A 26,590-nucleotide genomic window follows, 5' to 3' on the forward strand; every position below is an offset into this window, starting at 1 on the left:
TCGGACGCCGGTGTGCCGGGCAGGCTCGGGCCTCGCAGGGCCGGTACGCGCGGCGTGCGGCTACCGTGGCCGCGTGCCCTCCCCGCGCTCCCTCCTGCGCCGCGCCGCGCGCCTGGCGCGGGCCGTCGTCCACGGCCGGACGACCGCGGCACCGCCGGCCCCCTCGGCACGGGCCGCGGCCGGGTACGCGGGCGACTTCCGGGGGACGGTGCACGCCGTCTACGCGCCGGACCTTGACGGCGACCCGGACCCGGGCGAGATCGTGTGGACGTGGGTGCCGTTCGAGGAGGACCACACGCGCGGGAAGGACCGCCCGGTGCTGCTCGTCGGGCACGACGGGCCCTGGCTCCTCGGGCTCATGCTCACGAGCCGCGACCACGACGCCCGTCCCGGCCGCGCCCCGGGACGGTGGGTCGACGTCGGCTCGGGCGACTGGGACGCGCGCCGCCGGCCGAGCGAGATCCGGGTGGACCGCGTGCTGCGGGTGGACCCCGCCGCGGTGCGGCGCGAGGGTGCCGTGCTGGACCGCGCCCGGTTCGACGACGTCGTCGCCCACATGGGCGGCTCCTGGTAGCATCGACCTTCGCGTGTCCGCCCAGGTCGGCGGGCACTCGTCCGGCGTCTCCCCGAGGGTGTCCCCACGCCCCAGTCCCGATACCGGACGCGCCCTCTACGACCTGTCAGATTCGCTCCGGCGAAACGCACAAGAGAGTCAAACACGTGGCGAACATCAAGTCCCAGATCAAGCGCATCCGCACCAACGAGATCGCGCGCCTGCGCAACAAGGCTGTGAAGTCCGAGCTCAAGACGCACGTGCGTCGGGTGCGCGAGGCCGTCGCCGCAGGCGACAAGGAGGCAGCCGCCACGGCCCTCCAGGTCGCGACGACCAAGCTCGACAAGGCCGTGAGCAAGGGCGTCATCCACGCCAACCAGGCCGCGAACCGCAAGTCGGCGCTGGCCAAGCAGGTCGCCTCCCTCTGAGGCGACCACCGTCCGCCGGATCCACCCGGCGGGCACCGGACGCACGAGAAGGGCGCCACCCCTGGGGTGGCGCCCTTCTCGCGTCTCGAGGGACGTCCTGTGCCGTGTGCGGACGCGCCGCGCGCCGGGCGGACGCGTCAGCGCGACGCCCGGCGCGTGTTTCCGGGCCACCGCCCTGCGCGCCGGTCCCCCCTGCGGGCCGGCTGCCGCGAGGGCGGGTGCCCGCTCAGTGCTCGGCGCCGCTGAACCCGGCCGCCGCCGACGACGGGACGACCACGGAGGGGACCGCCGTCGGGTAGATGCCGGCGTCGCGCAGCGCCGCGTCGAACGCCTGGGCCGCCCCTGCCGTGTCGCCGTGGCTCAGCAGCCGGTCCCCCAGCGCCCGCCAGATCGCGGCCGCGCTCCGGCCGGCGGCCATCATCGCGAGCCGGCCGCCCGCCCACTGGTAGGTCTCGCGCGCCTGCTCGACCTCGCCCCGCGCCGCGAAGACGTCGCCGAGCAGGATGTTCCCATTGCAGATGTCGAGGGCCGCCTGGTCCTCGAGCCGGCTCAGGCCGCCGCGCGCGAGCGACTCCGCCCGATCGGCGTCCCCGAGCATGAGCCACGCGCGCCCCTGCTCGAACTCGCACCGGGCGAGCTCGATCTCGGAGCCGACGACCGCGAGCCCCGCCGCCGCCTCGTCGAGCTGCGCCAGGGCGGCCTCGGGCTCCGCGGGCAGGCACCGCAGCAGGAGCCACCCGAAGTGCAGGCGCAGGCGCGGCACGTCCCGGCTCGCCGCACCTTCGCTCAGGTACGCGAGGGCGCGCTCGGTGAGCCGGCGGGCCTCGGCGAGGTCACCGCGCCCCTCGGCGACGAGCGACGCGTTCCAGTAGATGCTCCCCCGCCCGCGCATGGTCCCCTTCGCCTCGGCGATGGCGATCAGCTCGGACGCGCGGTGGGTCGCGAACAGGAGGTCCCCGCGCTCGTAGTAGGACCAGAGCAGCGTCGCCCCCAGGCGCAGGTGCTCGTCGGTGCCCGCGATACCCGCGGCCTCCACGTCCTCGAGCAGGGCCTCACCGAGCGCGATGCTGTGCCCCAGGTCGCCGGCCTCGTGGTAGGCCGCGACGAGGTCGCAGCCCATGACGGCCGCGTCCAGCCACCGGTGGTCGGCGCGCGCGTCGGCGAGCAGCGGCTCGAGCACCGCCACGCACTCGTCGAGGTCGCCGAGCGCCTCGTGGGCGCGGGCCAGCGTGTGCAAGGCCTCGACGTGATGCCTGGGCGCGATCGAGCCCAGGTCGAGCGCCAGGAGGCGGTCCCTCGCCTCCTGCGCCTCCCCGTTCACGAGCGCGAGCTGCGCGAAGCCGATCTCCAGGCGCGCGCGCTCCTCGCTCGGAGCCCGGTCGCCGAAGCGCAGGTACTCCGCGGTGGTGCCGAGGCGGCGCGCGAGGACGCCCAGTGCCGCGTCGGTGGGCACGCGTCGACCGGCCTCGATGAGCGAGATGTAGCTCGGCGAGAAGTCGTCCCCGGCGAGCGCCGTCTGGGAGAGGCCGGCACGGGTCCGCTCGGCGCGGAGGCGATCGGAGAGTTCTGTCACAGTTGGTCACCCTATCCGTGACAGTGCGCGCCGGGCAGGGCCCGAAAGGATGAAAATCCGACGCCGGCCTCGCGGCCGGCGTCGGCTCCGTCACATCTTGCAGCAGCCCGTGCTGCCGACACCCAGCGTGCTCACGCCGCCCGAGCCGAGGGGCAGGCCGACGACGGTGAGGCCGAGCGTGACGACGACGGCGGCGAGGGTCTTGGCGATGCGGTTCATGGGAGCTCCTGGGCGGTCGGGCGACGTGTGTCACGAGGACTATGACAGGGTTCCTCCGGAAATGCACGATGCCTGAGCAGCGAATTTGACGTGTCCGTGGGGGACTTTTGGCGTGAATGGGGTGAAGACGTCCCAAAGCGATCGGGTGAATATCCGGCGAGTGACCGGGCTGCCGCCGCGGCGCGCCCACGCCAGTCACCCCGCCCGTGACAGCGACGACGGGCCGCGCGCCGCAGGGTGACGTCGGCGGCGCGGCCCTTCAGCCTCGGGCGTCGGCGACGCGCAGCACGGCGCGCTCGATCGCGAAGGCGGCGTCCCGGCCGCCGCCCTTGACCTCGGCGTCCGCCTGCGCGACGGCGGTGACCGCCGCGGCGAGCGCCTCGGGGGTCCAGCCGGCGAGCTCACGCCGTGCCCGGTCGACCTGCCACGGCGCGAGGCCGAGGTCGCGAACCGGGTCCAGGCCGCGGCCGCGGGCGGCGCCCACCTTGGCGAGCGTGCGCAGCTTCGACGCCAGCGCCGCGACGAGCGGGACCGGGTCCGTTCCCGTCGACATGGCGTGCCGCAGCAGGGCGACGGCCTCCCCCGCCCGGCCCTCGACGGCGGCGTCGGCGACGCGGAAGCCCGTGGCCTCCACCCGCCCGCCGTAGTACCGCGTCACCAGGTCGTGGGTCACGAGGCCTGTGGAGTCGGCCGCGAGCTGAGCGCACGCGGCGGCGAGCTCCCTGAGGTCGGCGCCGCACGCCTCCAGGAGCGCTCGCACGGCGGCGGGCTCGGCCTTGCGGCGGGCGCGGCGCAGCTCCCCCATGACGAAGGCATGCTTGTCCGCGTCCCGCTTGATGGGGTCGCACGCGACGACGGTCGCGCCGGAGGCCCGGATGGCCTCCAGCGCCTTCTTGCCCCGCACGCCACTACCGTGCTGGAGCACCAGCCACACGTCGGGAGCGGGTTCCGCGAGGTAGGCGACGACGTCGGCCAGGGCCTCGTCGGTCCCCTGGTGCAGTCCCGAGAGGACGACCAGACGCGGCTCGTCGAAGAGCGACGGGCTGGCGGCGACGCTGAGCCGGCCCGGCTCGTAGGCGGCGGCGTCGAGCCGGACGACCTCGACGGCGGGCTCCCGCTCGCGCGCCTGCGCGACGAGGCGCTCGACCGTGCGCTCGGCGAGCAGCGCCTCGGAGCCCGCGAGGAGCACGACGGGCGCCAGCTCCGCCTGGTCCCAGGCGATGCCGCCGGTCGGGGCGGTGCTGCGGCGGGCGGCAGGGGGCATGCCCCAAGCCTGCCACGCACCACCGTCACGCCCGACGCCCGCCCCATCCCCACCCCGACCAACCCCACCGCCGCCCCACCCCGCCAGTCCCTGCCGCCCCGCACCGCCAATGCCTGCCGCCCCGCCATCTCCCCCGCACCGCCAGTGCCTGCCGCCCCGCCATCTCCCCCGCCCCGCCAATGCTTGCCGCCCCGCCATCTCCCCCGCACCGCCAGTGCCTGCCGCCCCGCCATCTCCCCCGCACCGCCAGTGCCTGCCGCCCCGCCATCTCCCCCGCCACACGCCGCCCACCGCCGCCGCACCAGCCGCGGCCGCGACCAACACGTCCGTTCCCCGCGAGAACGTCCGCTGCACAGGACGTACTCGGCCGGAACGGACGTGGTCGGCCCACGTCCGTCCTCCGACTGCGGCGTGGGCCTGCGTCGGCGCGCGCCGGTGGGCGGGATCGCCACGTGGTCAGCACGTCCGTTTCCCGTGAGGACGTCCCCTGCACAGGACGTGCTCACCCGGAACGGACGTGCTCGGCGGGGATGGACGTGGTCGGCGGGGGGCGGACGTGCTCGGCGGGGGGCGGACGTGCTCGGCGGGGGGCGGACGTGCTCGGCGGGGGGCGGACGTGCTCGGCGGGGGGCGGACGTGCTCGGCGGGGGGCGGACGTGCTCGGCGGGGGGCGGACGTGCTCGGCGGGGGGCGGACGTGCTCGGCGGGGGGCGGACGTGCTCGGCGGGGATGGACGTGCTCGGCGGGGGGCGGACGTGGGCGGCTCGCGGACGGTGCCGGTGGGGAGGCCGGCGGGGCGGGGGTGTGGCGGTCAGCGGGCTACCGCGGCGCCGCGGGCGACCAGGCCTGCCGTGTCGGAGAGCTTGACCTCCTTCATGAAGAAGGCGACGACGAAGCCCAGGACGCCGAGCGGCACGAGGTACCAGAAGGCGGGGGCGAGCGCGTCGGTGTACGCCGCGACCACCTCCTCGCGCAGGGCGGCGGGCAGCTTCGCCAGGGCCGACGGCGTCAGGGAGCTCGCACCGTAGCCCGAGGGGACGGCGCCCGCGGGCGCATCCCTCACGGCCTCGGCCAGGCGGGTCGTGAGGTTGGTCGTGAACACCGTCGAGAACAGGCTGGTCCCCACGGCGGCGCCGATCTCCCGCAGGAAGTTGTTGGTGGACGTCGCGACACCCACCATCTCGGGCGAGACGGAGTTCTGCACCGCGATGACGATGGTCTGCATCACGAACCCGAGGCCGAACCCGAGGACGAAGATCATGACGCCGAAGGTCACGATCGACATCTGGGGCGTGAGCTGGGTCAGCAGGACGAGACCCACGGTGGCGATCCCCATGCCGAGGATGGGGAAGATCTTGTACCGACCGCGGGCGGAGATGAGCATGCCGGAGCCGAGCGCCGTGATCATCAGCCCGACCGTCATGGGGAGCATGAGGAGGCCGGCCTTCGTGGCGTCGTAGCCCCGCGCCATCTGCAGGAACGTCGGGAGGAACGACAGCGCCGCGAACATGGTCATGCCCATGACCAGGGCGATCGTGACCGAGACCGAGAACGTGCGGTTCCGGAACAGGCGCAGCGGGATCAGCGGGTCGGTGGCCCTCGCCTCCACCGCGAGGAACGCCGCCAGCGCGACGAGGGTGAGGACGAGCAGCGCGGGCAGCGCCGGGTCGCTCCAGTCGTACCGCCCCGCGCTGCTGATCGAGCTCCAGCTGGTCAGGAGCACGATCCCTGCGGTGGAGATCGTCATGAGCACCGCACCGGGGACGTCGAAGCGGGTGCTCGGGGCGCGCGACGGCAGCCGCAGGCGGGACCAGGCGACGGCGAGCGCGACCAGTCCGACCGGCACGTTGAGCCAGAAGCACCAGCGCCACCCCGGGCCGTCGGTGAACCAGCCGCCGAGCAGGGGGCCCGCCACCGTGGCGACCCCGAAGACCGCTCCCATGGGCCCCATGAACTTGCCGCGGTCCCGGGCGGAGACGATGTCCGCGATGATCGCCTGGCTCAGGATGACCAGCCCGCCGGCACCGAGGCCCTGCACCGACCGCCACACGACGAGCTCGACGAACGTCGTCGACAGCGCCGACCCGGCCGAGCCCAGCACGAAGATCGAGATGGCGACCAGGAACGGACGCCGCCGCCCCCGCAGGTCGCCGAGCTTGCCGTAGATCGGCATGACGACGGCGATGGCCAGGAGGTAGGCCGTGATGATCCAGCCCTCGTGCTCGGCCGCCCCCAGGTCGCCCACGATCGTCGGCAACGCCGTCCCCACGACGGACTGGTCCAGCGCGGACAGGAACATCGCCACCAGCAGCGCGCTGAAGATCACGTAGACGGTGCGGCGGGAGAGCACCAGCTCCGGCTCGCTCGTCCCGGCGGACGACCTCGTGGTCCGGCTCATCGACGGGTCCTCACTCACGTGCCGGCGCGGGCCCCGGACGGCGCGACCCGCTCACGACCGCCGTCGAGGGCGAGCGGCCGACGGCCGGTCGTCGTCTCGTCTCGAGTCTGCGCCTGGCGCCGGCAGAGCGCGCGGCGGGGCGGCCGGGGCCGAGCGAGGGCGCGACGCGTCAGCCCACGGGGCAGCGGGCACGCACCGTGAGCCCGCGCGGCTCGGCCGCGACCACCACCGTCCCGCACTCGTCCGTCGCGAGCACCGCGGCGCCCGTCGCACGGTAGAGCGCGAGCGTGCTCGCCGCCGGGTGCCCGTACCCGTTGTCCGCACCCACGCTGACGAGCGCGACGGCGGCGTCCACGGCCTGCGCCAGCGACGCGTCCTGGTACGCGGACCCGTGGTGCGCCACCTTGACCACCTGGGCGGCCAGCACCCCGGACGGGCCGTGCGCCGCCAGCAGGCCGGCCTGGGCGGCGGGTTCCAGGTCGCCGAGGGCGAGCACCGCGAGGCCCGGGGCGTCCAGGCGCAGCACCAGGCTCGCGTCGTTGACGGCGCCCTCCTCGGGCCCGACCGCGTGCTCGCGCGGCGGCGAGAGCGCGTCCGCCACCGGGACCGGCGCCCGGCTCGGCCACAGGACCCTCCACCGCACCTGGCCGGCCGTCCCCTCACCGGACGTCCCCTCACCGGCAGTCCCCTCACCGGCGCTGCCGTCACCCGGTCCACCGGACCCCGCGAGGCCGACGTCGACCGGCACGCCCGCGTCCGCGAGCGCCCGCAGGGTGCGGCCCGCCTGGCCTGCGGGCTCGGGCAGGGGGCTCACCAGCGCCGCGTCGACGGTGCGACCGGCGAGCACGGGCTCCAGGCCACCGACGTGGTCGGCGTGGTGGTGCGTGAGGACGAGCAGCTCGATCCGGTCGACACCGAGCCGGTCCAGGCACGCGTCCGCGGCGTCACCATCCGGACCCACGTCCACCACGACGGCGGCTCCCGGCCGGGTACCGACCACGAGGGCGTCACCCTGCCCCACGTCGCACTGCGCCACCCACGGCCCCGCCGGCGGACCCGCGCCCGGCACGAGGCCGACCAGCGGGCGGCGGATCCCCGGCACGGACACGAGGAGCACCGCGCACAGCACGACGACGACCCCGGGCCGCAGCGTGCGCAGGGCGCGGGTGCGGCCGGCCAGCAGGGCCAGCACGGCCGCCGTCGCCCCGGCCAGCAGCGCGGCGCCCGTGAGCCCTGCCGGCCAGGCGAGGCTCGCACCGTCGACGGACGCCGCACCGCGGGCGACCGCGCCGATCCACCAGCACGGTCCGCCGGCCGCCGCGCCGAGGGCGCGGGCGAGGGGCGGTGCGACCGGCGCGGCGAGCGTGGCCCCGAGCCCCAGCAGCGTCGCGGGGGCCACGGCCGGCGCCGCGAGCACGTTGGCCGGGACGGCGACCAGGGACACCGCCGGGTCGAGCAGGACCAGCACGGGGGCGCACACGGCCTGCGCGGCCACGGGCACGGCGACCGCCACGGCCGCGGTGCGCGGGACGCGCTCCCCCGCGGCCCGGACCAGGACGGGCGCGAGCACGACGATCGCGCCCGTGGCGAGCACGGACAGCGCGAAGCCGTAGCTGCGCGCCAGCCACGGGTCGAGGAGCAGGAGCACGACCACGCTGGCGCTCAGTGCGGGCAGCGCCCGCGAGCGTCGACCCAGGGCCAGGCCCGCGAGCGTCAGCGCCCCCATGCCCGCGGCCCGCACGACGCTCGGCTCGGGGCGCACGAGGAGCACGAACGCGGCCAGCACGAGCGCGCACACGCCGACCCGGGCGGGGCGCGGCAGCCGCGCCGTGAGGGCCAGGAGCGTGACGGTCAGCACCATGAAGTGCGCGCCCGACACCGCCGTCACGTGCGTCAGGCCGCTGACCCGCATCGCCTCCTCGAGGTCGGGCGGCACGCGCGACGTGTCCCCCACGGCCGCGCCGGGGACCAGCGCGCGGGCGTCGCCCGTGAGGTCCTCCGTGGCGGCGAGGAGGCCGACCCGCAGCGCCGTGGCCGCCTGTGCGTGCGGTGCGGGCGGCGCGAGGACCACCGGTCCGCGCGTCGCGGTGACGAGCGCGACGACCTCCTCGCCCGGGGCCGCGGGCGCCGCCCGGCCCGCCACGCTCACCCGCTCACCGTCTCTCACGCCGGCCCACGCGGGCCCGCCGATCACCCGGACCGCCGCGCGGGCGGGGCCCTGGCTCCCGCGCCCGCTGGCGGTGTCCACCGAGACCGTCACCCACCACCGCCCGACGGCGCCGTCCCACGGCGACGCGAGCGCCCGCGGGTCCCCACGGACCACGCCCTCGACCGCGACGACGGCGCGCTCCTCGGCGAGGCCGGGGAGCGGCCCGGAGGCCCGGGCGTGGAGCTGCAGACCGCACGCGAGGAGCGCGGCCCCGGCCACGAGCAGGACGAGGACGACGGAGGCGGCTGGTCCGGCGGCCCCGCGCTCGGGGCAGCGGCTCCTGGCCCAGACGGCAACCGCCGCGGCGAGCACGGTCAGCGCGGCGCCCACCGCCACAACCGCCGCCGCGCCCGACCCGACGGCGAGGCCGCACGCGAGCCAGGCCGCCGCCGCGGCCGGCAGCAGGCGCAGGTCCAGAGGCGGGTCACCGGGCGCGGCCCCGGGCTGGACCGTGGGCGCGGTCAGACCCGGACCAGCTCACGCAGGTCGGCCAGCAGGCTCGGGCCGATGCCGGGCACCTCCGCGAGCTCCTCGACGGTGGTGAAGGGCCCGTGCTCGTCGCGCCAGGCCACGATGCGTTCGGCGAGCACCGGCCCGATCCCCGGCAGCTCGTCGAGCGCCGCCAGGTCGGCCCGGTTGAGGTCGAGCGGACCGGGCTGCGACGACCCGCCGCCGGTCCCCTGCGGCACCGCGACCGTCTCGCCCGGCGCCGGCACGACCACCTGCTCGCCGTCGGTCACCTCGCGCGCGAGGTTGAGGGCCGTGAGGTCCGCGCTGGGGAGCGCCCCGCCGGCCGCGTCGACGGCGTCGGCCACGCGGGAGCCGGCGGGCAGCTCGAGCAGCCCGGGTGCGGCGACCTGGCCGACGACGTGCACCACGACGGCCTGCGCGGCCGCACTCTCGCCCCCATCGGGCGCGCCCGGTCCCGCGGTCGGCGCTCCCCCGGCGGGGTCGGCCCCGGCCGCGTCCTGTGCGGTGCCGGTCGGCGCGTCCGCCGGCGGCCCGCCCACGACCGTCGCGGGCGGCGGTCGCAGGGCGAGCAGACCGACCAGGCCCACGACCAGCACCAGCACCACCGCGGCCAGCGCCACCGTGGCCGGCCGGACGGCCCACCGACGCCCGGACCACCCGGACGAGCCGGGGGCGGCGGCGGGGTGGTCGAGCGGGTGCCCGTGGGCGGCCGTGTAGCCGGTGACGGCGGCAGCCAGCGCCCGGTCCCGCAGCGCCGCTCCGCGCAGGGCGGCGGCCCGTTCGCGCGGGTCGTCCGGCCCGTCGGGCGCGTCGTCCGACCCGTCGGGCGCGGTCCCCGGCGCCGCGGGGACCCAGGCCGGCGGCGCGGCGGGCCGGCCGTCGCCGGCCGGACGCGCCCGGGTGTCGACGGCGAGGCGCGCGAGCCGGGCCCGCGCGCCGCCGTCACGGTCCTCGGACGTCGCACCACGGCCGGGGACCTGGTCGCGGTGCGCTGGGGTGGTCACCGGCCCGACGCTAGGCAGGCGAGGCCCGACCGCCCCCGAGGGACCGCCGGACCTGTGGAGCGCCCGGCCTGTGGACGTTCAGGCGTCCGCGACCACCACCGCGAGGACGCCCGGCCCGACGTGGGCACCGATCACGGCGCTGATCTCCGCGACGTGCACGCGCCCCAGGCCCGGACCGCACGCGCCGCGCAGCTCCTCGGCCAGCGCCCGCCCGGCGGCCTCGTCGCCGAGGTGGTGCACCGCGAGGTCGAAGCGGTCCCGCGCGGCGGCGTCCGCGAGGGCGAGCTCCACGAGCCGCGCCCGCGCGCGTCCGGCCGAGCGCGCCTTCTCCACCACCTCGATGCGGCCGCGGTCGACGCCGAGCACGGGACGCACGCCGAGCACGCTCCCGAGCGCCGCGGCGACCGGCCCCAGGCGGCCCCCGCGCCGCAGGTGCTCCAGCGTCTCGACCGCGAACAGCACGGTCGACGTCGCGGAACGCCGCGCCGCCGCGGCGGCGACCTCGGCTCCGGGCAGCCCGCGCGCCGCGGCGGCCGCCGCAGCCAGCACGGCCAGGCCGAGGCCCATGCCCACGGTGCGCGAGTCCACGACCCGCACGGGCACGGCGGCCTCGCCCGCCGCGAGGCCCGCGGCGCCGACCGTCCCGGACAGGTCACCGGACAGGTGGACCGAGACGATCTCGCGGGCGCCGCGGGCGACGGCACGCTGGTAGGCGCGCGCGAACGCCTCGGCACCCGGCTGCGACGTCGTGACCCGGGCGCCGGACCGGAGCGCGTCGAGCAGCCCGGCGGGGCTCAGGTCGACGTTCTCGCGGTGCGCGACGCCGTCGATGACGACGTGCAGCGGCACGACCGCGACGTCGACGACGTCGAGCACCTCGGGCGGCAGCGACGCGGTCGAGTCGGTGACGACCGCGACGCCGCCACGCGCGCCCGGCGCGGCGGGCACCTCAGGCGGGCACGACGTTGACGAGCTTGGGCGCCCGCACGATGACCGTCCGCACGTCGCGGCCGGCCAGCGCGCGCTGGACGCCCGCGGTCGCCAGCGCCAGCTCGCGCAGCTCGTCGTCGCCGATCGACGGCGGCACCTCGAGCCGGTCACGGACCTTGCCCTGCACCTGCACCACGCAGGTCACGGTCTCCTCGACGAGCCAGCGCGGCTCGGCGACGGGGTACGCCTCGCGCGCCAGGCTCTGCGGGTGGCCGAGCCGCGACCACAGCTCCTCGCAGATGTGCGGGGCGAGCGGCGCGAGCATGAGCACGAGGCTCTCGGCGGCCACGCGGGGCACCGTCGTCAGCCCGGTGAGGTGGTTGTTGAGCACGATCAGCTTGGCGATCGCGGTGTTGAACCGCATGGCCGCCATCTCCGTGCGCACGTCCTCGATCGTGCGGTGGAGCACGCGCAGCGTCTCCTCGCCCGGGGCGTCGTCCGTGACCAGCAGCTCGCCGGTCGTCTCGTCGACGACGTTGCGCCACAGCCGCTGCAGGAACCGCTGCGAGCCGACGACCGCGCGCGTCTCCCAGGGGCGCGACAGGTCCAGCGGGCCCATCGACATCTCGTAGAGCCGGAACGTGTCGGCCCCGTACGCGTCGTAGATCTCGTCGGGGGTCACGGTGTTCTTCAGCGACTTGCCGATCTTCCCGTACTCGCGGAAGACCTCCTGCCCCTGCCACGTGTACCCGCTCGGCACCGACGCGTCCTCGACGACCTCGTCCGCCGACACGTACGCCCCCCGCGCGTCGGTGTAGGCGTACGCCTGGATGTAGCCCTGGTTGAACAGCGTCCGGAACGGCTCGACGCTCGAGACGTGCCCGAGGTCGTGCAGCACCTTGTGCCAGAAGCGCGCGTAGAGCAGGTGGAGCACGGCGTGCTCGACGCCGCCCACGTACAGGTCGACGCCCCCGGACTCCCCCGCGTCGGCGTTGTGGCCCGGGCCCATCCAGTAGCGCTCCAGCGCGGGGTCGACGACGACGTCGCGCCGGCCCGCGTCGAGGTAGTTGAGGTAGTACCAGCACGAGCCCGCCCAGTTGGGCATGGTGTTGGTGTCGCGCCGGTACGTGCGCGGGCCGTCGCCGAGGTCCAGGGTCACGTTGACCCACTCCTCGTTGCGGCCGAGCGGCGGCTCCGGCATGGAGGTGATGTCGTCCGGCTCGAAGGTCCGCGGCGAGTAGTCGGGCACCTCGGGCAGGTCGACGGGCAGCAGCTCGTCGGGCAGCGCGATCGGCAGGTCGTTCTCGTCGTAGACGATCGGGAACGGCTCGCCCCAGTAGCGCTGGCGGCTGAACAGCCAGTCCCGCAGGCGGTAGGTGACGGTCCCGGTCCCGACCCCGCGCCGCTCGAGCCACTCGATCATCGTGCGCTTGGCCTCGTCCACGGGCAGGCCGTCGAGCGTGACCTCCGCGTTCGCGGAGTTGATCGCGGGACCGTCGCCCGTGTACGCGCCGCCCTCCCAGCCGTCCGGCGGCGCGACGGTGCGCACGATCGGCAGCTCGAACCGCTCCGCGAACTGCCAGTCGCGCTCGTCCTGGGCCGGCACGGCCATGATCGCGCCGGTGCCGTAGCCCATGAGGACGTAGTCGGCCGTGAAGACCGGGATCGAGGCGCCGGTCGCCGGGTTGACGGCGAGGTGACCCGTGAACACGCCCGTCTTGTGGCCGGCGTCGGCCTGCCGCTCGACGGCGGTCTTGGCGGCCGCCTCCGCGCGGTAGGCCGCCACGGCCGCCGTCGGCTCCGCGTGGCCGCCGGTCCAGGCGTCGCGCGTGCCGTCGGGCCAGGCTGCGGGCACCTCGTCGAGCAGCGGGTGCTCGGGCGAGACCACCATGAACGTGGCCCCGAAGAGCGTGTCCGGACGGGTCGTGAAGACCTCGACCTGCCGCCCGCCCACGACGTCGAACGTGACCTGCGCGCCCTCGGAGCGACCGATCCAGTGGCGCTGCATGGAGCGCACCTTCTCGGGCCAGTCGATGAGGTCCAGGTCCGCCGCCAGGCGGTCGGCGTACGCCGTGATCCTCATGTTCCACTGGCGCAGGTTGCGCTTGACGACGGGGAAGTTGCCGCGCTCCGAGCGCCCGTCGATGACCTCCTCGTTCGCCAGGACGGTGCCCAGCCCGGGGCACCAGTTCACCGGCGTCTCGGACACGTAGGCCAGGCGCTGCGCGTCCACGACGCGCCGGCGCTCCACCTCGTCCAGCTCGGCCCAGGTGCGGCCGCCGGCCAGGTCCGCCGGCACCGCGCGCTCCCCGCTCTCGTACGCCGCGACCAGCTCGGCCACGGGCCGCGCCCGGCCCGTGCCGCCGTCGGGGCGCACCGCGGCGTCGTCGTACCAGGAGTTGAAGATCTGCAGGAAGATCCACTGCGTCCAGCGGACGTACTCCGAGTCCGTGGTCGCGAACGTCCGGCGCTCGTCGTGGCCGAGCCCCAGGCGGCGCAGCTGCCGGCGCATGGTGACGATGTTCTCGTCGGTCGTCTTGCGCGGGTGCTGCCCGGTCTGGACCGCGTACTGCTCGGCGGGCAGGCCGAACGCGTCGTAGCCGAGCGCGTGCAGGACGTTCTCGCCGCACATCCGCCGGTAGCGGCCCACGACGTCGGTCGCGATGTAGCCCAGGGGGTGGCCGACGTGCAGCCCGGCCCCCGAGGGGTACGGGAACATGTCCATGATGAAGAACGAGGGCGAGTCCGGGTCCGCGTGACGGCCCTGCGCGTCGGTGAGCGGGCCGCTCGGGTTGGCGGCCCAGAACGTGCCCTCCTCCTCCCACCGGTCCTGCCAGCGCAGCTCGATCTCGGCGGCGAGCGCGGCCGTGTAACGCAGGGGCGCCTCGGGCGGCGTCGGGGCGGAGGCAGCGGGAGCGGGCTCAGGGTTGTGCACCCGCTCAGGTTACCGTCGGCGCACCACTCGGCCCGCGCATATACGCGGGCCCACGCACCCTCCCCTGCGCGGCCGCAGGAAAGGGCGCGTGGGCCGGTCGGTCAGCGGGCGGAGCGGTACTCGAGCGTCAGCGGGCACTGGAACGGGTCGCGCGCGGCCAGGCCGACCTTGTTGAGGTAGGCCACGACGATGGCGTACGAGCGCCACACGCTCGTCTCGGTGTAGTGGATGCCCCGCGACGCGCAGAACTCGCGGACGATCGGCTGCACCTGGCGCAGGTGCGGGCGCGCCATGTTGGGGAACAGGTGGTGCTCGATCTGGTAGTTCAGCCCGCCCATCATGAGGTCGGTGAACCGGCCGCCGCGGACGTTGCGGCTCATGAGCACCTGGCGGCGGAGGAAGTCGATGCGCGCGTCCGGCGGGACGATCGGCATGCCCTTGTGGTTGGGCGCGAACACGGCGCCCATGTAGAGGCCGAACAGCCCGAGCTGCACGCCGAGGAAGGCGAACGCCAGGCCGACCGGCATGGCCCAGAACACCAGCGCGAGGTAGCCCACGAGGCGGATGAGGACGAAGGCGATCTCGATCGGGCGGCGCTTGACCTCGCTCCGGCCGAAGATCGTCTTGATCCCGGAGATGTGCAGGTTCAGGCCCTCGAGCAGCAGGAGCGGGAAGAACAGCCAGCCCTGGCGCTGCGTGAACCACCCCACGAGACCCGAGCGGGGCGCCGGGAGGTCCTCGGTGTGGAACACGAGGGCGCCGGTGGCGATGTCGGGGTCGGCGCCGACCTGGTTCGGCTTGGCGTGGTGGCGGCTGTGCTTGTGCTGCCACCAGCCGTAGCTCATGCCGGCGTAGAGGTTGGCGATGACCAGGCTCGCCCAGTCGTTCCACCGGCCGGACTTGAAGATCTGGCGGTGCGCGGCGTCGTGCCCGAGGAACATCACCTGGCCGAGCACGAGCGCGAGGAGCGCCGCGAGCCCGAGCTGCCACCACGAGTCCCCGAGGAGCACGATGCCGGCCCCGATGCCGACGAGCAGCACGGTGAGCACGGTGAAGCGCGTCCAGTAGTAGCCGTAGCGGCGCCGCATGAGCCCCGCCTCCTGGACGGTGCGGGTCAGGGCCGTGAACTCGCTGACCTGGCGCTCACGCGGGCTCTCGGCCAGCGAGCGGTCGGCGCGGCCGACGGGCGTCTGGGTGGTGGACTCGGCGCCGGTGGGAGGGACGACGTCTGCGCTCATGCATACTTCCCGGTCTGCTGGGGGACAGCGCGGGCCCGGGGGCACCGCACCTAGATCGGTCCGAACCTACGGCACCGTAACCTCCGCCGCCAGGGGTGCGGCCCGACTCCCCGGCGTGTCGCGCCCGAACAGACCGACGGGCTCACGCGAGCGGTCGGACGCGCACCGCCGCAGCGGCGGCGGGCGAGAGCCCTCCCGGTGCCACCAGGACCGCGTCGAGCCGCACGCCGCGCCGCTCGCACTCGCGCAGCACCTGCGGGTCCTCGTCGTCGACGCGCACCACGCGGCCGCGGCGTCCCGGCGCCAGCGTCGCCAGCACGACGGCGTCCGGGCGCTCCACGGTGCCGTCCGCCTGCGGGATCGGGTCGCCGTGGGGATCGCGGCGCGGCCGACCGAGCAGCGCGTCGAGCCGCTCGACGAACACGTCGGAGACCGCGTGCTCGAGCACCTCCGCCTCGTCGTGCACCTCGTCCCACCCGTAGCCGAGCTGCTCCACGAGCCAGGTCTCGATCAGCCGGTGGCGCCGGACGACCCGCAGCGCGATCGCGCGGCCCGCGGCGGTGAGGCGGACCTGCCCGTAGCGCTCGTGCTCGACCCAGCCGCGGGCGACCAGCCGCCCGAGGGTCTCCGAGACCGACGGCGCGCCGACCCCGAGCCGGCGTGCGAGGTGCGAGGTCGTCACCGGCTCGTCCGACCACTCCTGGAGGTTCCAGACGACCTTGAGGTAGTCCTCGGCGACGGCCGTCAGGCCGACCTGCCGCGCCCCGCGCCGCCCCGCCCCGCTCACGCGCCGACCGCCGTGCCCTCGGCGCCCTCGGCGACATCGACGCGGGTCGCTCGCCGCGCGCGGAGCCGCGACGCGGCCCAGGCGAGCCCGAACGCGATGCCCTGGCAGACCACCACGAGGCCCGCCGAGGCGGCGTCGAGCACGTAGCTCGCCCAGATGCCCACGACGGCGCACGCGGCGGCGATCGCGGGCGCGACCACGAGCATCCGGTCGATGCGGTCGACCAGCAGGGACGCCGTCGCGCCGGGGGTGATGAGCATGGCGACCGCGAGCACGACGCCGACCGCCTGGAGCGCGACGACGACGGTGAGGGCGAGCAGCCCCAGCAGCAGCATCCCCGTGCGGCGCACGGACATCCCGACGACGTGCGCCTGGACGCGGTCGAACGCGTACAGGGTGAAGTCCCGCCGCAGCGCCACGATGACCGCGAGCGCGACGGCCGCGATGACGAGCACCTGGGCGATGTCGGCGTCGGAGACGCCCAGCACGTTGCCGAACAGGATGTGGGACAGGTCCACCTGGCTCGGGGTCGTCGAGACCAGGACGACGCCGACGGCGAACGTCGTGGTGAAGACGACGCCGATCGCCGCGTCCTCCTTGACCCGTGTCGACTCCCGCACCGCCCCGATGAGCGCGACCGCCCCGACACCGAAGACGAACGCCCCCACGGCGAAGGGCGCGCCCACGAGGTAGGACAGGACGACGCCGGGCAGCACGGCGTGGGACACCGCGTCCCCCATGAGCGACCACCCGATGAGCACGAGCCAGCAGCTGAGCATCGCGCACACCACCGACGCGACGAGGGTCACGAGCAGCGCGCGCTGCATGAACCCGAACTGCCACGGCTCGACGAGGAGCTCCCAGAACCCGGTCACGGCACCTCCGTCGGCGCGTCGAGGCCGAACGCCCGCGCGAGGTTCGCCGGGGTGACGACGTCGGCGGTCGGCCCCGCCGCCAGGACGCGCCGCTGCAGCAGCACGGCCGTCGCGCACAGGTCGGGCAGCGTGCGCAGGTCGTGGGTCGAGACGACCACCGTGGCGCCCTCGGCCACGAGCTCGTGGAGGACCGCCGTCACGGTGGCGACCGACACCACGTCGAGCCCGGTGAAGGGCTCGTCGAGGAGCAGGACGCGCGCCTCCTGCGCGAGCGCGCGGGCGAGCAGCACGCGCTGGCGCTGGCCGCCCGAGAGCCGCCCGATCTGGCGCCCGGCGAGGTCGGCGAGCCCGACGCGGTCCAGCGCGGCGTCGACCGCGGCGCGGTCGGCCGGGCGGACCCGGCGGCGGCGCCCCATCCGGTGGTGGCGGCCCATGAGCACGACGTCGGCGACCACGACCGGGAAGTCCTTGTCGACGTCGTCGGCCTGGGGCACGTACCCGACCAGCCCGTCGCGCCGCGCCTCGTCCGGGGTGCGGCCCAGGACCTCCACCCGCCCGGTGCGGGGCCGCACGAGCCCCGCGCACGCCTTGAGGAGCGTCGACTTGCCCGAGCCGTTCATCCCGACCAGGCCGCACGCCACGCCGGGGGCGACGTCGACCGCGACGTCCTCGAGCGCGACGACGTCGCGGTACCGCACCGTCAGGTCCCGCACGCGCAGGGCCGGGCCGCTCACCGGTCGCCCTCCCCCGCCGGGGCCCCCGTCAGCCCGGCGACCACGACGTCCACGTCGTGGCGCAGGAGGTCGAGGTACGTGGGCACGGGGCCGTCGGGGCCCGACAGCGAGTCGACGTAGAGGGTGCCGCCGAAGCGCGCACCCGTCTCGCGGGCGACCTGCTCCTGCGCCGTCGAGGAGACGGTGGACTCGCAGAACACCGCGGGCACCTCGGCGTCGCGGACGCGACGGACGACGTCGGCGACCTGGCGCGGCGTGCCCTGCCGCTCGGCGTTGACCGGCCAGAGGTACGCCTCGTCGAGGCCGGCGTCGCGGGCGAGGTAGGAGAAGGCGCCCTCGCACGTGACCAGGAGCCGCTGGTCGGGCGGGAGCGCCGCGAGCCGGACGGTGAGCTCGTCGTGCAGCTCGAGCAGCTCGGCGGCGTAGGCCTGCGCCCGCGCGTCGAACGCGGCGGCGTCGGCCGGGGCCAGGTCGCCCAGGGCGTCGGCGATCGCGACGGCGTAGTCGGCGCCGGTGCGCGGGGACATCCACGCGTGCGGGTTGGCGTGGTCGCTCCCGGCGATCGGCAGGGGGTCGACCGCCTCGGTGAGCACGACCGTCGGCAGGTCGAGCGGCGCGACGAGGTCCTCGAGCCAGACCTCGAGCCCGAGGCCGTTGGCGAGGAGCAGGTCCGCCCCGGCGGCACGGCGCAGGTCGTCCGGGCTGGGCTCGTACCCGTGGATCTCCGTGCCGACGCCCGTGAGGGACTCCACGCGCGCGTCCGGACCGGCGACGACGCCCGCCATGTCGGCGAGGACGGTGAAGGTCGCGAGGACCACCGGACGGTCGTCCCCGGCGGTTCCGCTCGCCTCGGCCGGAGGCGCGCAGCCGGCGAGGACCGCGGCGAGGCACGCGCCGAGCGCCGCGGCACCCCCAAAGTTCGGCATGCCGAACTTTAGGTCGCGCGGGCGTCAGCGCACCAGCACCAGGAGGATCTCCACGGCGCCCGCAGGCTCCACGGTGACGAACCCGAGGTCGGGCGCCTCGAGCCCGAAGTCCTCGAGCGTGACGGGGACCTGCCCCGCCACCTCGATCCCGGCCTCGGTGCGCTGGACCTGGAACGACGCCACCACCGGCCGGCTGACGCCGTGGAAGCTCAGCGTGCCGTCCACCGCGACGGCGACCGGCTCCGTCGTCGCGCCGATGGCCGAGACGTCGACCGGCGCCGTCAGCGTGAAGGTCGCCTCGGGGTAGGCCGTGGTGTCGAGCGCGCGCCGGAAGTACGCGTCGCGCGCCGACTCGTCCGTGACGATCGTGGCGGTGCTCACGACGACGTCGACGGCCGTCAGGGCGCCGTCGGTCACCTCGGCCGACCCGGTGACGTCCTCGGTGCGTCCCACGACCGTCACCGGCTCACCCGTGAGGACCTCCGCCAACCGGTAGCCCACGGCGGAGCCCTCGCCGATGCGCCAGGCGCCGTCGACGTCGACCGGCCCGGCCAGCACCTGGGCCTGCGCGGTGGGCGCCGCGGTGGGCGTGCTCAGCGTGAGCGGCGCCCGCGCGTCGGGGGCGAGGAACCGCGCGTAGACCCACGGTCCGCCGACCACCAGCGCGACGGCCAGCACGACGACGGCGAGCGTGACGACGAGCCGGCGCCGCAGGTGCTCCGGCGAGAGCTCCGGCGCGGCGGGCCCCTCACTCACGGTTCCCCCTGCGGCGGAGCACCAGCGGGACCACGATCCCGGCCGCGGCGAGCGCCACGCCGCCGATCCAGGCGGCGGGGGGCAGACCCCACGCGGGCTGCTCGGGGTCCGCCTCGGAGGCGTCGGTGACGGCGCTCGCGCTCGGCACAGGCGTCGCCTCCGCGGCCGTTGTCTCCTGCGGCGCCGTCGTCTCCTGCGGCGCCGTCGTCTCCTGCGGCGACGGGGCGGCGGTCGGCTGCTCGGCCACCTGGAACGCGAAGGTGCCCTCGAGCACGTGCCCGTCCGAGGACGGCGAGCGCCACGCCACGGCGTAGGCGCCGCCCGGCAGGCCGGGCCGCAGGGCCTGCGTCACGGTCGTCCCCGCGACGACTGCCTCGCCCTCGGACCACTGCGCGCCGTCGGGACCCGTCACGCTCACGGCCGCCCCGAGGGGCAGCTGGTCGGCGGAGAAGGTCAGGACGACCTGCGCGGGGGGCGCCTCGACGGTCGCGTCGGCCGCCGGATCGGTCCCGACCAGCCGGTCGTGGGCCGCGGCCGGCGCGACGCCGAGCGCTCCCTGGACGAGCAGCGCGGCGAGGAGGGCGACCACGGCGCCCGCTCCCCGACCTCGGACGACCAGCTCCTGACGCACGACGCTCCTCCTGGTGCTCGCCCCGCCGGACGTCGGCAGCGGCGGCCTTACCGTACGCCGGACGGACCCGCGACCCGACACCGCGTCACCCGTCGGCGCCGTCCGCGGCGTCCTCGACGCGGCCCTCGCCCGGCGCCCCGGTCGGGTCCCCGGTCTGGTCCCCGGTCTGGTCGGCCTGGTCCTCGGCCTGGTCCTCGGGCTGTTCCGCCAGGTCCGCCGCCTGGTCTGCCGTCCCGGGCGAGGGCCAGGGCGAGGCGAGACCGACCCGGGCCACGCCGTCGGGTGCGACCTCGATCACTCGGTAGTCGAGCACGGTGCGTGACGTCGGGTCCCACCGCAGCACGGTGAGCTCGGCCACCCCGCGGAGCGGCCCGACGGTCGCCTGGCCCAGGGTCGCGCCCGCGGAGCTGCCGCTGACGTACCGCACCCCCAGGCCGACGGCCTCCGGGCCGATGCGCCGGTGCTTGTGCCCCGAGACCTGCGCCGGGACGCACCCCTCCTCGAGCGCCGCGTTGCCCACGTTCGGGTTGTGGACGAGCAGGAGGTCGACGCCGTCGCGCTCCGCGCACGCGACGTCGGCCAGGCGCCGCGCCGCCTGCCGCACCGTCTCCTCGCCGGCGAGGCTGGTGCCGGCGCCGATGCGCGTCGCGTTGGGGTCGCTGTCCCCGAGCACGCGCAGCCCGGCCACCTCGACCACCTCGCCGTCGAGCACGCGCGCACCCGCGTGACGCTCCTGCGAGGAGGTGGTCTCGCTGTCGTGGTTGCCGTCGGCGACGAGCATGGGGACGCCCTCGGGCATCGCGCCGACGAACGCGTCGACGCAGTACTCCTCGACCGACGTCCCGTTCACCGTGGTGTCCCCGCCGTTGAGCACGACCTCGGCGCCGGAGAGCTCCGCGGCCGTGCGGATCACGCGCGCCATGCCGACGTTGCAGTGCAGGTCGCTGACGAAGAGCAGCACCACCGGCTCGGGCGCGTCGTCCTCGTCCGAGCCGTCGGCCGTGACACCGGGAGCGGCGTCCTCCGCTGCCTGCCCCGACCCGTCACCGTCCGACACCGGGTCACCGGGGTCACCGGGGTCACCGGGGTCACCCGAGCCGGCGCTGCCGTCCTGGGCCTGACCGTCCTCGGCCTGACCGTCCCCGCCCTCGCCGTCCGTGCCGTCGCCGACCGTGCCGTCGCCGTCCGCGCCCTCGGGAACCTCGCCGCTCCCCTCCCCCTGCGCCTGCTCGTCCGCCGCGCTCGGGTCCTGCTCGTCGCCGGCGACGAGCAGGGTCTCGCGGGCCACCTCGAGCTCGCGGTCGGACTCCGCCCGCTCCTCCCAGGCGGCCCGCAGGGACTCGGCGGCGCCGTCGTAGAACTCCTCGTTCGCGCGCCAGGCGTCCACGGCCATACCGCCGTAGGTGTCGACGAGACCCGCGAGCCGGCCCGTGATCCGGGCGCCGGCCAGCGGGGTGCCGTCGAAGACCGCCGACGCCGTCGCGTCCTGCCCGTCCCGCAGCGCCGCGTCGCTGCTCGCCGACACGGTGCCGACCACGAGCACGACGACCGCGGTGCCGCCGGCGACCAGCCCCGCGTAGGGACGGGCGGTGTCCAGGAGCTCGGCACGGCGCGCGGCCCCGAGCCCGGCGCGCACGAGCCACGCCCCGACGGCCACGGTGACCATCGCGAAGGCGGTGCGCCGCGCGGCGTCCAGCAGCAGGCGCTCGACCGCCGACTGGACGGCCGCCTGCGGGGCGCTGAAGAACTGCACGTACCCCCGCAGGTCCCCGCCGAGGACCTCGAGCGTCTCGGCCGGTTCGAGTGCCGTCAGCTCGGCCGGGATCTCCTGGACCACGACCCGGGCGCCGAGCCCGAGCGGGAGCGGCGAGTCGATGACCAGCGTCCCGAGGGGCCCGAGATCGACCGTCACCTCGCTGTCCACCGTGACCTCGTACCGGGCGAGGTGCGGGCCGAGCGTGGCCTCGGCGGATGCGGTGGCGACGCCCCACGCGGCGCACGGGAGGAGCAGCGCCAGGACGAGGGCGAGCGTCCGAAGCACGCGCACGGCCGGGTGCGCGCGCCGCCGCCCGGCACCGCCGGGCGAGGGGGTGGGGTCCTCGTCCGCTGTCATCTCCTCCTCAGTATCCCGCGCGCGCATGTTCGCCCACAGCGAACAGCCGGCTCACCCGGCGTTGCGCTCGTCGCGCCAGGAGATCCACTCGCGCAGGCGTCCCAGGTCGTAGTCCGGCCCGCTGACGTCCACGGTGAAGAGCGAGACCCCGAGATCGACCAGCTGGTCAGCCTGCTCCCCCGGCACGCCCTCGGTGCCCAGCCCGACGGAACGCTCGATCTCGGTCGGGTCGCGGCCGACGTCGGCGCAGTGCCGGTCGAGGACGGCCGACTTGTGCGCGAAGACCTCCGGGTCCGCGAACGAGTGCCAGATCGTGGCGTGCTCCGCGACGACCCGCAGGGTCTTGCGCTCACCGCCGCCGCCGATGAGGACCGGGATGTCGCGCGTCGGGGCGGGGTTCAGGGCGGCCCAGCGCGACCGGATGCGCTCCATGCCCGTGGCGAGCTCGGCGATCCGGGAGCCGGCGGTGCCGAACTCGTAGCCGTACTCGGTGTAGTCGCGCTCGAACCATCCCGCTCCGATGCCCAGGATCAGCCGGCCGTCGCTGATGTGGTCCACGGTGCGCGCCATGTCCGCCAGCAGGTCGGCGTTGCGGTAGCCCTGGCACGTCACCAGCGCGCCGATCTCGATGCGCTCGGTGGCCTCCGCCCAGGCGGCGAGCATGGTCCAGCACTCGAAGTGCTTGCCGTCGGGGTCGCCGTAGAGCGGGAAGAAGTGGTCCCAGTTGAAGGCGATGTCGACCCCCGCCTCCTCGGCCTGCGCGACGGCGCGCCGGATGGCGGCGTAGTCGGCGTGCTGCGGCTGGATCTGGACACCGATGCGGAGCGGGCGCGTCATGGGCCCGACCCTAGGGCCGCCCGACGACACCCCGCGAACCCGGCCGCACGCCCGGTCCGGCGTCGACGGAGAGGACCACCAGGGCTAGGTCGCGGTCCTCGCGCGGGCCCGGCGCTCCCGGAACCACGTCACGGCGGCGACGGCGCCGACGATGAGGACCGTGGGGACCAGCCACCGCGTCCACGGGCCGCGGTCGAGGACGACGGTCATGAACCCCGCGATGACCAGGCAGCTGAGGAGCACCTGTCCCGCCGCGCGAACGATCCTCGTGCCCATGCCGCCCCCTGTCGGTGCGCCCCTCCACCTGGGAGCGAGCCTAGGGGCGAGCGTCGGCGCGGCGCGAGCGCCTGCGCAGCCGACGTCGGACGACGACGGCGAGCGCGGTGGCAGACCGATCACCTGTGCGGGATCGCTCGACGTCAGTCCACGACGACGACCACGCGCAGGTCGCGCGGTCCGTGGACGCCCTCCACCCGGACCAGCTCGATGTCGCTCGTCGCGCTCGGCCCGCTGATCCAGGTCTGCGGGCGCTCGGGGTGCTCCCCGAGGAGGGCGACCGCCTCGGGCACCGACGCGACGACCTGGTCCGCGCGGACGACGCAGACGTGCCGGTCCGGCACCAGGCTCAGCACGCGGCGGCCCTGGTCGGGGCCGCCGTCGAGCACGATCGTGCCCGTGTCGGCCACCGCGACCCGGCAGGCCGTGAGGACCGCCCCGGTCCCGTCGAGGCGACGGGCGGTCAGCAGGTCGCCCGGCGCGTCGACGAGCACCGTGAGCCCGCTCGCCCGGACCGCGTCGAGCCACGCCTGCGGCAGCCCGGGTGGGACTGCGACGGCGCCGGCGTCCGCGAGCTGCGCCGCCACGGTGGCCGCGACCTCGCTCGCCCGGCAGCGGATCACGGCCGCCCGGTAGTCGAGCAGCCGGTCCGCCAGCAGGGCCAACGCACCCTCGGAGCCGGGCGCGACGTCGGTCGCCGCCCGGTAGCCCCGGACGACGTCGGCGGGCGCAGGGCCCGGCGCACCCGGGGCGCGGCCGAGCGCCGAGCGGACCGCGCCCAGGACGGCGTCGCGCGCGCTCATGACGCGTCCCCGCCCGCGCCGCGGCCCGCGCCGGTGCTCGTGCCGCGAGGGCGTCGCGCCAGGCCGTCCCGGAACGAGCGGCGCGGCAGCACCGGCAGGTCACGCGTGGCGGTCCACAGCGAGCCGGGCCAGGGCAGACGCCGAATCCGGCGTCCTCCCAGCACGCGGCCGGCGAGCGCGAGGCCGCGCAGGGCCCACCGGAACCGGCCACCCGAGGACATCGCCGCGGCGGCCGCCGCCATGGCGGTCCCCATCGCGCTCGGGTGGGCGCCGTCGCCGTCGTGCAGCGCGCGGTCGCGCAGGTGGACCAGCGCGGTGGGGATGTCGATCTTCACGGGGCACGCGTCGTAGCAGGCGCCGCACAGCGAGCTCGCGAACGGCAGCGACGCCGTGGCCGCGTCGCGGGACTCCAGGCCCAGCAGCTGCGGGGTGAGGATCGCGCCGATCGGACCGGGGTACACCGACCCGTACGCGTGGCCGCCGGTCCGCTCGTAGACCGGGCAGACGTTCATGCACGCCGAGCAGCGGATGCAGTGCAGGGCGGAGCGCCCGATCTCGTCCGCGAGCGCACGCGTCCGACCGTTGTCGAGCAGCACGAGGTGGAACTCCTGGGGCCCGTCGTCCGGCGTCACACCGGTCCACATGGTCGTGTAGGGGTTCATCCGCTCACCGGTCGAGGACCGGGGCAGCAGCTGCATGAAGACCTCGAGGTCCCGGTACGTCGGCACGACCTTCTCGATGCCCACCACGCTGACCAGGGTCCGCGGCAGCGTCAGGCACATCCGCCCGTTGCCCTCGGACTCCAGGACGGCGACCGTGCCGGTCTCGGCGACCGCGAAGTTCGCCCCGCTGATCGCGACGTCGGCGCGCAGGAACAGCTCGCGCAGGTGCGCCCGGGCGGCCATCGCCAGCTCACGCGGGTCGTCCGTGAGCCCGGTCGGCACCTCCGCCATGCGCGAGGCGAAGATCTGCCGGATCTCGTCGCGGTTGCGGTGGATCGCCGGCACGAGGATGTGCGACGGCCGGTCGCCGGCGAGCTGGACGATGAGCTCGGCCAGGTCGGTCTCGTGGGCGACGACGCCCTCGGCCTCCAGGTGCTCGTTGAGGCCGATCTCCTGCGTCGCCATGGACTTGACCTTGACGACCTCGCGCGCGCCGGCGGCCCGGACGATGTCCGTGACGATGCGGTTCGCCTCGGCCGCGTCGCGTGCCCAGTGGACCGTCCCGCCGCGCGCGGTCACGGCCGCCTCGAGCTGCTCCAGCAGCTCCGGCAGCCGCTGCATGGTGTCGGCCTTGATCGCGGACCCCGCGTCGCGCAGCGCCTCCCAGTCGGGCAGCTCGGCGGTGACGTGCAGTCGCTTGTCCCGGATCGTGCGGGTCGCCCGGCGCAGGTTGGTCCGCATCTGGCCGTCGGCGAGCGCATCGTGAGCCGCGACCGGGAACGTCGGCCCCCACCGCAGCGGGGCGACGGGCTCGGTCGCAGGCTTCGGCGGCACCGCGGGCATCCCCAGGTACGTGCTCATCGGGCGCGTCCCGTCCGCGCGGAGGCGGCCGATGCGGCGCGGGTCCCGCGCCGCGCGGGCGGCCGCCACGGGTCCTCGCGCGTGCTCGCGAGGATCTCCGCCAGGTGCACCGAGCGCACCGGCGCGCCCAGCCGGGACAGCGCGCCGTCGATGTTCATCAGGCAGGACCAGTCCCCCGCCGTGACGAACTCGGCCCCGGTGCCGACCACGGACGCCGCCTTGTCCGCGACCATCGCCGAGGAGGTCTCGGAGTTCTTCAGGGCGAACGTCCCGCCGAACCCGCAGCACTGGTCGGCGTCCGGCAGGTTGACCAGCTCGAGGCCGCCGACGGCCCGCAGCAGCGTGGTCGGGCGGTCGCCGACCCGCAGCATCCGCAGGGCGTGGCAGGTCGGGTGGAACGTCACCGAGTGCGGGAACCAGGCGCCGACGTCGGTCACGCCCAGGACGTCGACCAGCAGCTCGGACAGCTCGTAGGTGCGCGCGGCGACCTCCTCGGCCGCACGCGCGAGCCCGGGGTCCCCGGCCTGCCGGGCGACGCGGCCCTGCTGGTGCCGCGTCGAGGCCACGCACGACCCGGACGGGGCGACGACGGCGTCCCACTCCCCCTCGGCGACCGGCCAGAAGGTGCGGACGTGGTTGCGCACGATCGGCGCGGCCTGCCGGGGGTAGCCCGAGTTCACGTGCATCTGGCCGCAGCAGGCCTGGCCGGACGGCACCACGACCTCGTGGCCCAGCCGCTCGAGCAGGCGCACCGTCGCGGCGGCTGCGTGGGGGAACAGGCCGTCGACCAGGCACGTGGTGAAGACGGCGATGCGCATGAGACCTCGTTGTCTGCGGGCCGCCGGGCGGGGACCGACGAGGTCCGACGGCAGCGGTTCGGGCGAGGATCACGCTAACCGATCGTCGCGGCGACACGCAGAGCCGCTCGTCCGAGCACGCACGGCGGCGCCGCCGGCCCGCCGTGAACCGGCAGGAACCCCACCGACGACGAGAGGCCGCCCCGAAGGACGGCCTCTCGATGATCGGGTGGAGCTGAGGGGACTCGAACCCCTGACCCCCTGCATGCCATGCAGGTGCGCTACCAGCTGCGCCACAGCCCCGCTGCCC

The 26,590-nt window shown here is 75.8% G+C and carries 23 protein-coding genes and 1 tRNA gene; 2 read left to right on the forward strand and 22 right to left on the reverse strand.

Annotated elements, in window-relative coordinates:
* The first annotated feature begins 73 nt into the window (after nt 1-73).
* The gene (locus tag H2O74_RS10280; RefSeq protein WP_255491555.1) at nt 74-574 is read left to right on the forward strand and encodes a type II toxin-antitoxin system PemK/MazF family toxin; all 501 of its coding nucleotides are present in this window, start codon (nt 74-76) and stop codon (nt 572-574) included.
* 146 nt (nt 575-720) lie between these two features.
* A complete protein-coding gene (gene rpsT, locus H2O74_RS10285; RefSeq protein WP_182111502.1) occupies nt 721-981 on the forward strand; it encodes a 30S ribosomal protein S20 in 261 nt (86 codons plus the stop codon).
* 226 nt (nt 982-1,207) lie between these two features.
* Here rpsT and H2O74_RS10290 read toward each other — a convergent pair whose 3' ends face one another.
* The 22 genes from H2O74_RS10290 to H2O74_RS10390 all read right to left on the reverse strand — a co-directional run bounded on the left by H2O74_RS10290 (nt 1,208) and on the right by H2O74_RS10390 (nt 26,583).
* Entirely contained in the window at nt 1,208-2,554 is a 1,347-nt protein-coding gene (locus H2O74_RS10290; RefSeq protein ID WP_182111503.1) for a helix-turn-helix transcriptional regulator, read from the reverse strand.
* Nucleotides 2,555-2,644: 90 nt separating this feature from the next.
* Nucleotides 2,645-2,773, reverse strand: coding sequence for a hypothetical protein (locus H2O74_RS16665; RefSeq protein ID WP_255491556.1), 129 nt, complete (start codon nt 2,771-2,773; stop codon nt 2,645-2,647).
* 259 nt (nt 2,774-3,032) lie between these two features.
* Complete coding sequence (gene holA / locus H2O74_RS10295) at nt 3,033-4,037, reverse strand: DNA polymerase III subunit delta (RefSeq protein ID WP_182111504.1); 1,005 nt, start codon at nt 4,035-4,037, stop codon at nt 3,033-3,035.
* 811 nt (nt 4,038-4,848) lie between these two features.
* A complete protein-coding gene (locus H2O74_RS10300) occupies nt 4,849-6,435 on the reverse strand; it encodes a DHA2 family efflux MFS transporter permease subunit (protein ID WP_182111505.1) in 1,587 nt (528 codons plus the stop codon).
* A 169-nt stretch (nt 6,436-6,604) separates the two neighbouring features.
* Complete coding sequence (locus H2O74_RS10305) at nt 6,605-8,974, reverse strand: ComEC/Rec2 family competence protein (RefSeq protein WP_255491557.1); 2,370 nt, start codon at nt 8,972-8,974, stop codon at nt 6,605-6,607.
* Between the two features lie 131 nt (nt 8,975-9,105).
* A complete protein-coding gene (locus H2O74_RS16675) occupies nt 9,106-10,119 on the reverse strand; it encodes a ComEA family DNA-binding protein (RefSeq protein ID WP_255491558.1) in 1,014 nt (337 codons plus the stop codon).
* 78 nt (nt 10,120-10,197) lie between these two features.
* Nucleotides 10,198-11,067 carry a DegV family protein gene (locus tag H2O74_RS10315; protein ID WP_182111506.1) on the reverse strand — a complete coding sequence of 290 codons (870 nt, stop codon included), beginning with the start codon at nt 11,065-11,067 and terminating at the stop codon, nt 10,198-10,200.
* A 1-nt stretch (nt 11,068) separates the two neighbouring features.
* Nucleotides 11,069-13,984: a leucine--tRNA ligase gene (leuS, locus tag H2O74_RS10320; RefSeq protein ID WP_182111507.1), complete on the reverse strand. Its 2,916-nt coding sequence runs from the start codon at nt 13,982-13,984 to the stop codon at nt 11,069-11,071.
* Between the two features lie 101 nt (nt 13,985-14,085).
* Nucleotides 14,086-15,222, reverse strand: coding sequence for an acyl-CoA desaturase (locus tag H2O74_RS10325; RefSeq protein ID WP_182111508.1), 1,137 nt, complete (start codon nt 15,220-15,222; stop codon nt 14,086-14,088).
* Nucleotides 15,223-15,364: 142 nt separating this feature from the next.
* A complete protein-coding gene (locus H2O74_RS10330; RefSeq protein ID WP_182111509.1) occupies nt 15,365-16,009 on the reverse strand; it encodes a metal-dependent transcriptional regulator in 645 nt (214 codons plus the stop codon).
* A complete protein-coding gene (locus H2O74_RS10335) occupies nt 16,006-16,836 on the reverse strand; it encodes a metal ABC transporter permease (protein ID WP_182114207.1) in 831 nt (276 codons plus the stop codon). The genes H2O74_RS10330 and H2O74_RS10335 overlap by 4 nt, the downstream gene beginning before the upstream one ends.
* A 44-nt stretch (nt 16,837-16,880) precedes the next feature.
* The gene (locus H2O74_RS10340; protein ID WP_182111510.1) at nt 16,881-17,618 is read right to left on the reverse strand and encodes a metal ABC transporter ATP-binding protein; all 738 of its coding nucleotides are present in this window, start codon (nt 17,616-17,618) and stop codon (nt 16,881-16,883) included.
* The gene (locus H2O74_RS10345; RefSeq protein ID WP_182111511.1) at nt 17,615-18,544 is read right to left on the reverse strand and encodes a metal ABC transporter solute-binding protein, Zn/Mn family; all 930 of its coding nucleotides are present in this window, start codon (nt 18,542-18,544) and stop codon (nt 17,615-17,617) included. The genes H2O74_RS10340 and H2O74_RS10345 overlap by 4 nt, the downstream gene beginning before the upstream one ends.
* 24 nt (nt 18,545-18,568) lie before the next feature.
* Nucleotides 18,569-19,300 (reverse strand): YceI family protein, encoded by a 732-nt coding sequence (locus H2O74_RS10350; protein WP_182111512.1) that lies wholly within the window; start codon nt 19,298-19,300, stop codon nt 18,569-18,571.
* Nucleotides 19,293-19,931, reverse strand: coding sequence for a copper resistance protein CopC (locus H2O74_RS10355; RefSeq protein ID WP_182111513.1), 639 nt, complete (start codon nt 19,929-19,931; stop codon nt 19,293-19,295). The genes H2O74_RS10350 and H2O74_RS10355 overlap by 8 nt, the downstream gene beginning before the upstream one ends.
* Before the next feature lie 85 nt (nt 19,932-20,016).
* Nucleotides 20,017-22,044, reverse strand: coding sequence for a metallophosphoesterase (locus H2O74_RS16680; protein ID WP_255491559.1), 2,028 nt, complete (start codon nt 22,042-22,044; stop codon nt 20,017-20,019).
* Between the two features lie 51 nt (nt 22,045-22,095).
* The gene (locus H2O74_RS10365; RefSeq protein ID WP_182111514.1) at nt 22,096-22,881 is read right to left on the reverse strand and encodes an LLM class F420-dependent oxidoreductase; all 786 of its coding nucleotides are present in this window, start codon (nt 22,879-22,881) and stop codon (nt 22,096-22,098) included.
* 84 nt (nt 22,882-22,965) lie between these two features.
* Nucleotides 22,966-23,157, reverse strand: coding sequence for a hypothetical protein (locus tag H2O74_RS10370; protein ID WP_182111515.1), 192 nt, complete (start codon nt 23,155-23,157; stop codon nt 22,966-22,968).
* Between the two features lie 143 nt (nt 23,158-23,300).
* Nucleotides 23,301-23,960: an LUD domain-containing protein gene (locus H2O74_RS10375; protein ID WP_182111516.1), complete on the reverse strand. Its 660-nt coding sequence runs from the start codon at nt 23,958-23,960 to the stop codon at nt 23,301-23,303.
* Nucleotides 23,957-25,483 (reverse strand): LutB/LldF family L-lactate oxidation iron-sulfur protein, encoded by a 1,527-nt coding sequence (locus tag H2O74_RS10380; RefSeq protein WP_182111517.1) that lies wholly within the window; start codon nt 25,481-25,483, stop codon nt 23,957-23,959. The genes H2O74_RS10375 and H2O74_RS10380 overlap by 4 nt, the downstream gene beginning before the upstream one ends.
* Complete coding sequence (locus H2O74_RS10385) at nt 25,480-26,301, reverse strand: (Fe-S)-binding protein (RefSeq protein ID WP_182111518.1); 822 nt, start codon at nt 26,299-26,301, stop codon at nt 25,480-25,482. The genes H2O74_RS10380 and H2O74_RS10385 overlap by 4 nt, the downstream gene beginning before the upstream one ends.
* 209 nt (nt 26,302-26,510) lie before the next feature.
* Nucleotides 26,511-26,583 (reverse strand) — tRNA-Ala (locus H2O74_RS10390).
* Nucleotides 26,584-26,590: the final 7 nt, after the last annotated feature.

It is taken from the genome of Actinotalea sp. JY-7876, from assembly GCF_014042015.1.
GTDB lineage: Bacteria > Actinomycetota > Actinomycetes > Actinomycetales > Cellulomonadaceae > Actinotalea.

Excerpts from the sequence above, each read along its gene's own strand:
- H2O74_RS10325 (WP_182111508.1), bottom strand. The coding sequence starts at position 15,222 with ATGAGCGCAGACGTCGTCCCTCCCACCGGCGCCGAGTCCACCACCCAG.
- H2O74_RS10380 (WP_182111517.1), bottom strand. The coding sequence starts at position 25,483 with ATGAGCACGTACCTGGGGATGCCCGCGGTGCCGCCGAAGCCTGCGACC.
- H2O74_RS16665 (WP_255491556.1), bottom strand. The coding sequence starts at position 2,773 with ATGAACCGCATCGCCAAGACCCTCGCCGCCGTCGTCGTCACGCTCGGC.
- H2O74_RS16680 (WP_255491559.1), bottom strand. The coding sequence starts at position 22,044 with ATGACAGCGGACGAGGACCCCACCCCCTCGCCCGGCGGTGCCGGGCGG.
- H2O74_RS10300 (WP_182111505.1), bottom strand. The coding sequence starts at position 6,435 with ATGAGCCGGACCACGAGGTCGTCCGCCGGGACGAGCGAGCCGGAGCTG.
- holA (WP_182111504.1), bottom strand. The coding sequence starts at position 4,037 with ATGCCCCCTGCCGCCCGCCGCAGCACCGCCCCGACCGGCGGCATCGCC.
- H2O74_RS10365 (WP_182111514.1), bottom strand. The coding sequence starts at position 22,881 with ATGACGCGCCCGCTCCGCATCGGTGTCCAGATCCAGCCGCAGCACGCC.
- H2O74_RS10335 (WP_182114207.1), bottom strand. The coding sequence starts at position 16,836 with ATGCAGCGCGCGCTGCTCGTGACCCTCGTCGCGTCGGTGGTGTGCGCG.
- H2O74_RS10375 (WP_182111516.1), bottom strand. The coding sequence starts at position 23,960 with ATGAGCGCGCGCGACGCCGTCCTGGGCGCGGTCCGCTCGGCGCTCGGC.
- H2O74_RS10370 (WP_182111515.1), bottom strand. The coding sequence starts at position 23,157 with ATGGGCACGAGGATCGTTCGCGCGGCGGGACAGGTGCTCCTCAGCTGC.
- H2O74_RS10345 (WP_182111511.1), bottom strand. The coding sequence starts at position 18,544 with ATGCCGAACTTTGGGGGTGCCGCGGCGCTCGGCGCGTGCCTCGCCGCG.
- H2O74_RS10385 (WP_182111518.1), bottom strand. The coding sequence starts at position 26,301 with ATGCGCATCGCCGTCTTCACCACGTGCCTGGTCGACGGCCTGTTCCCC.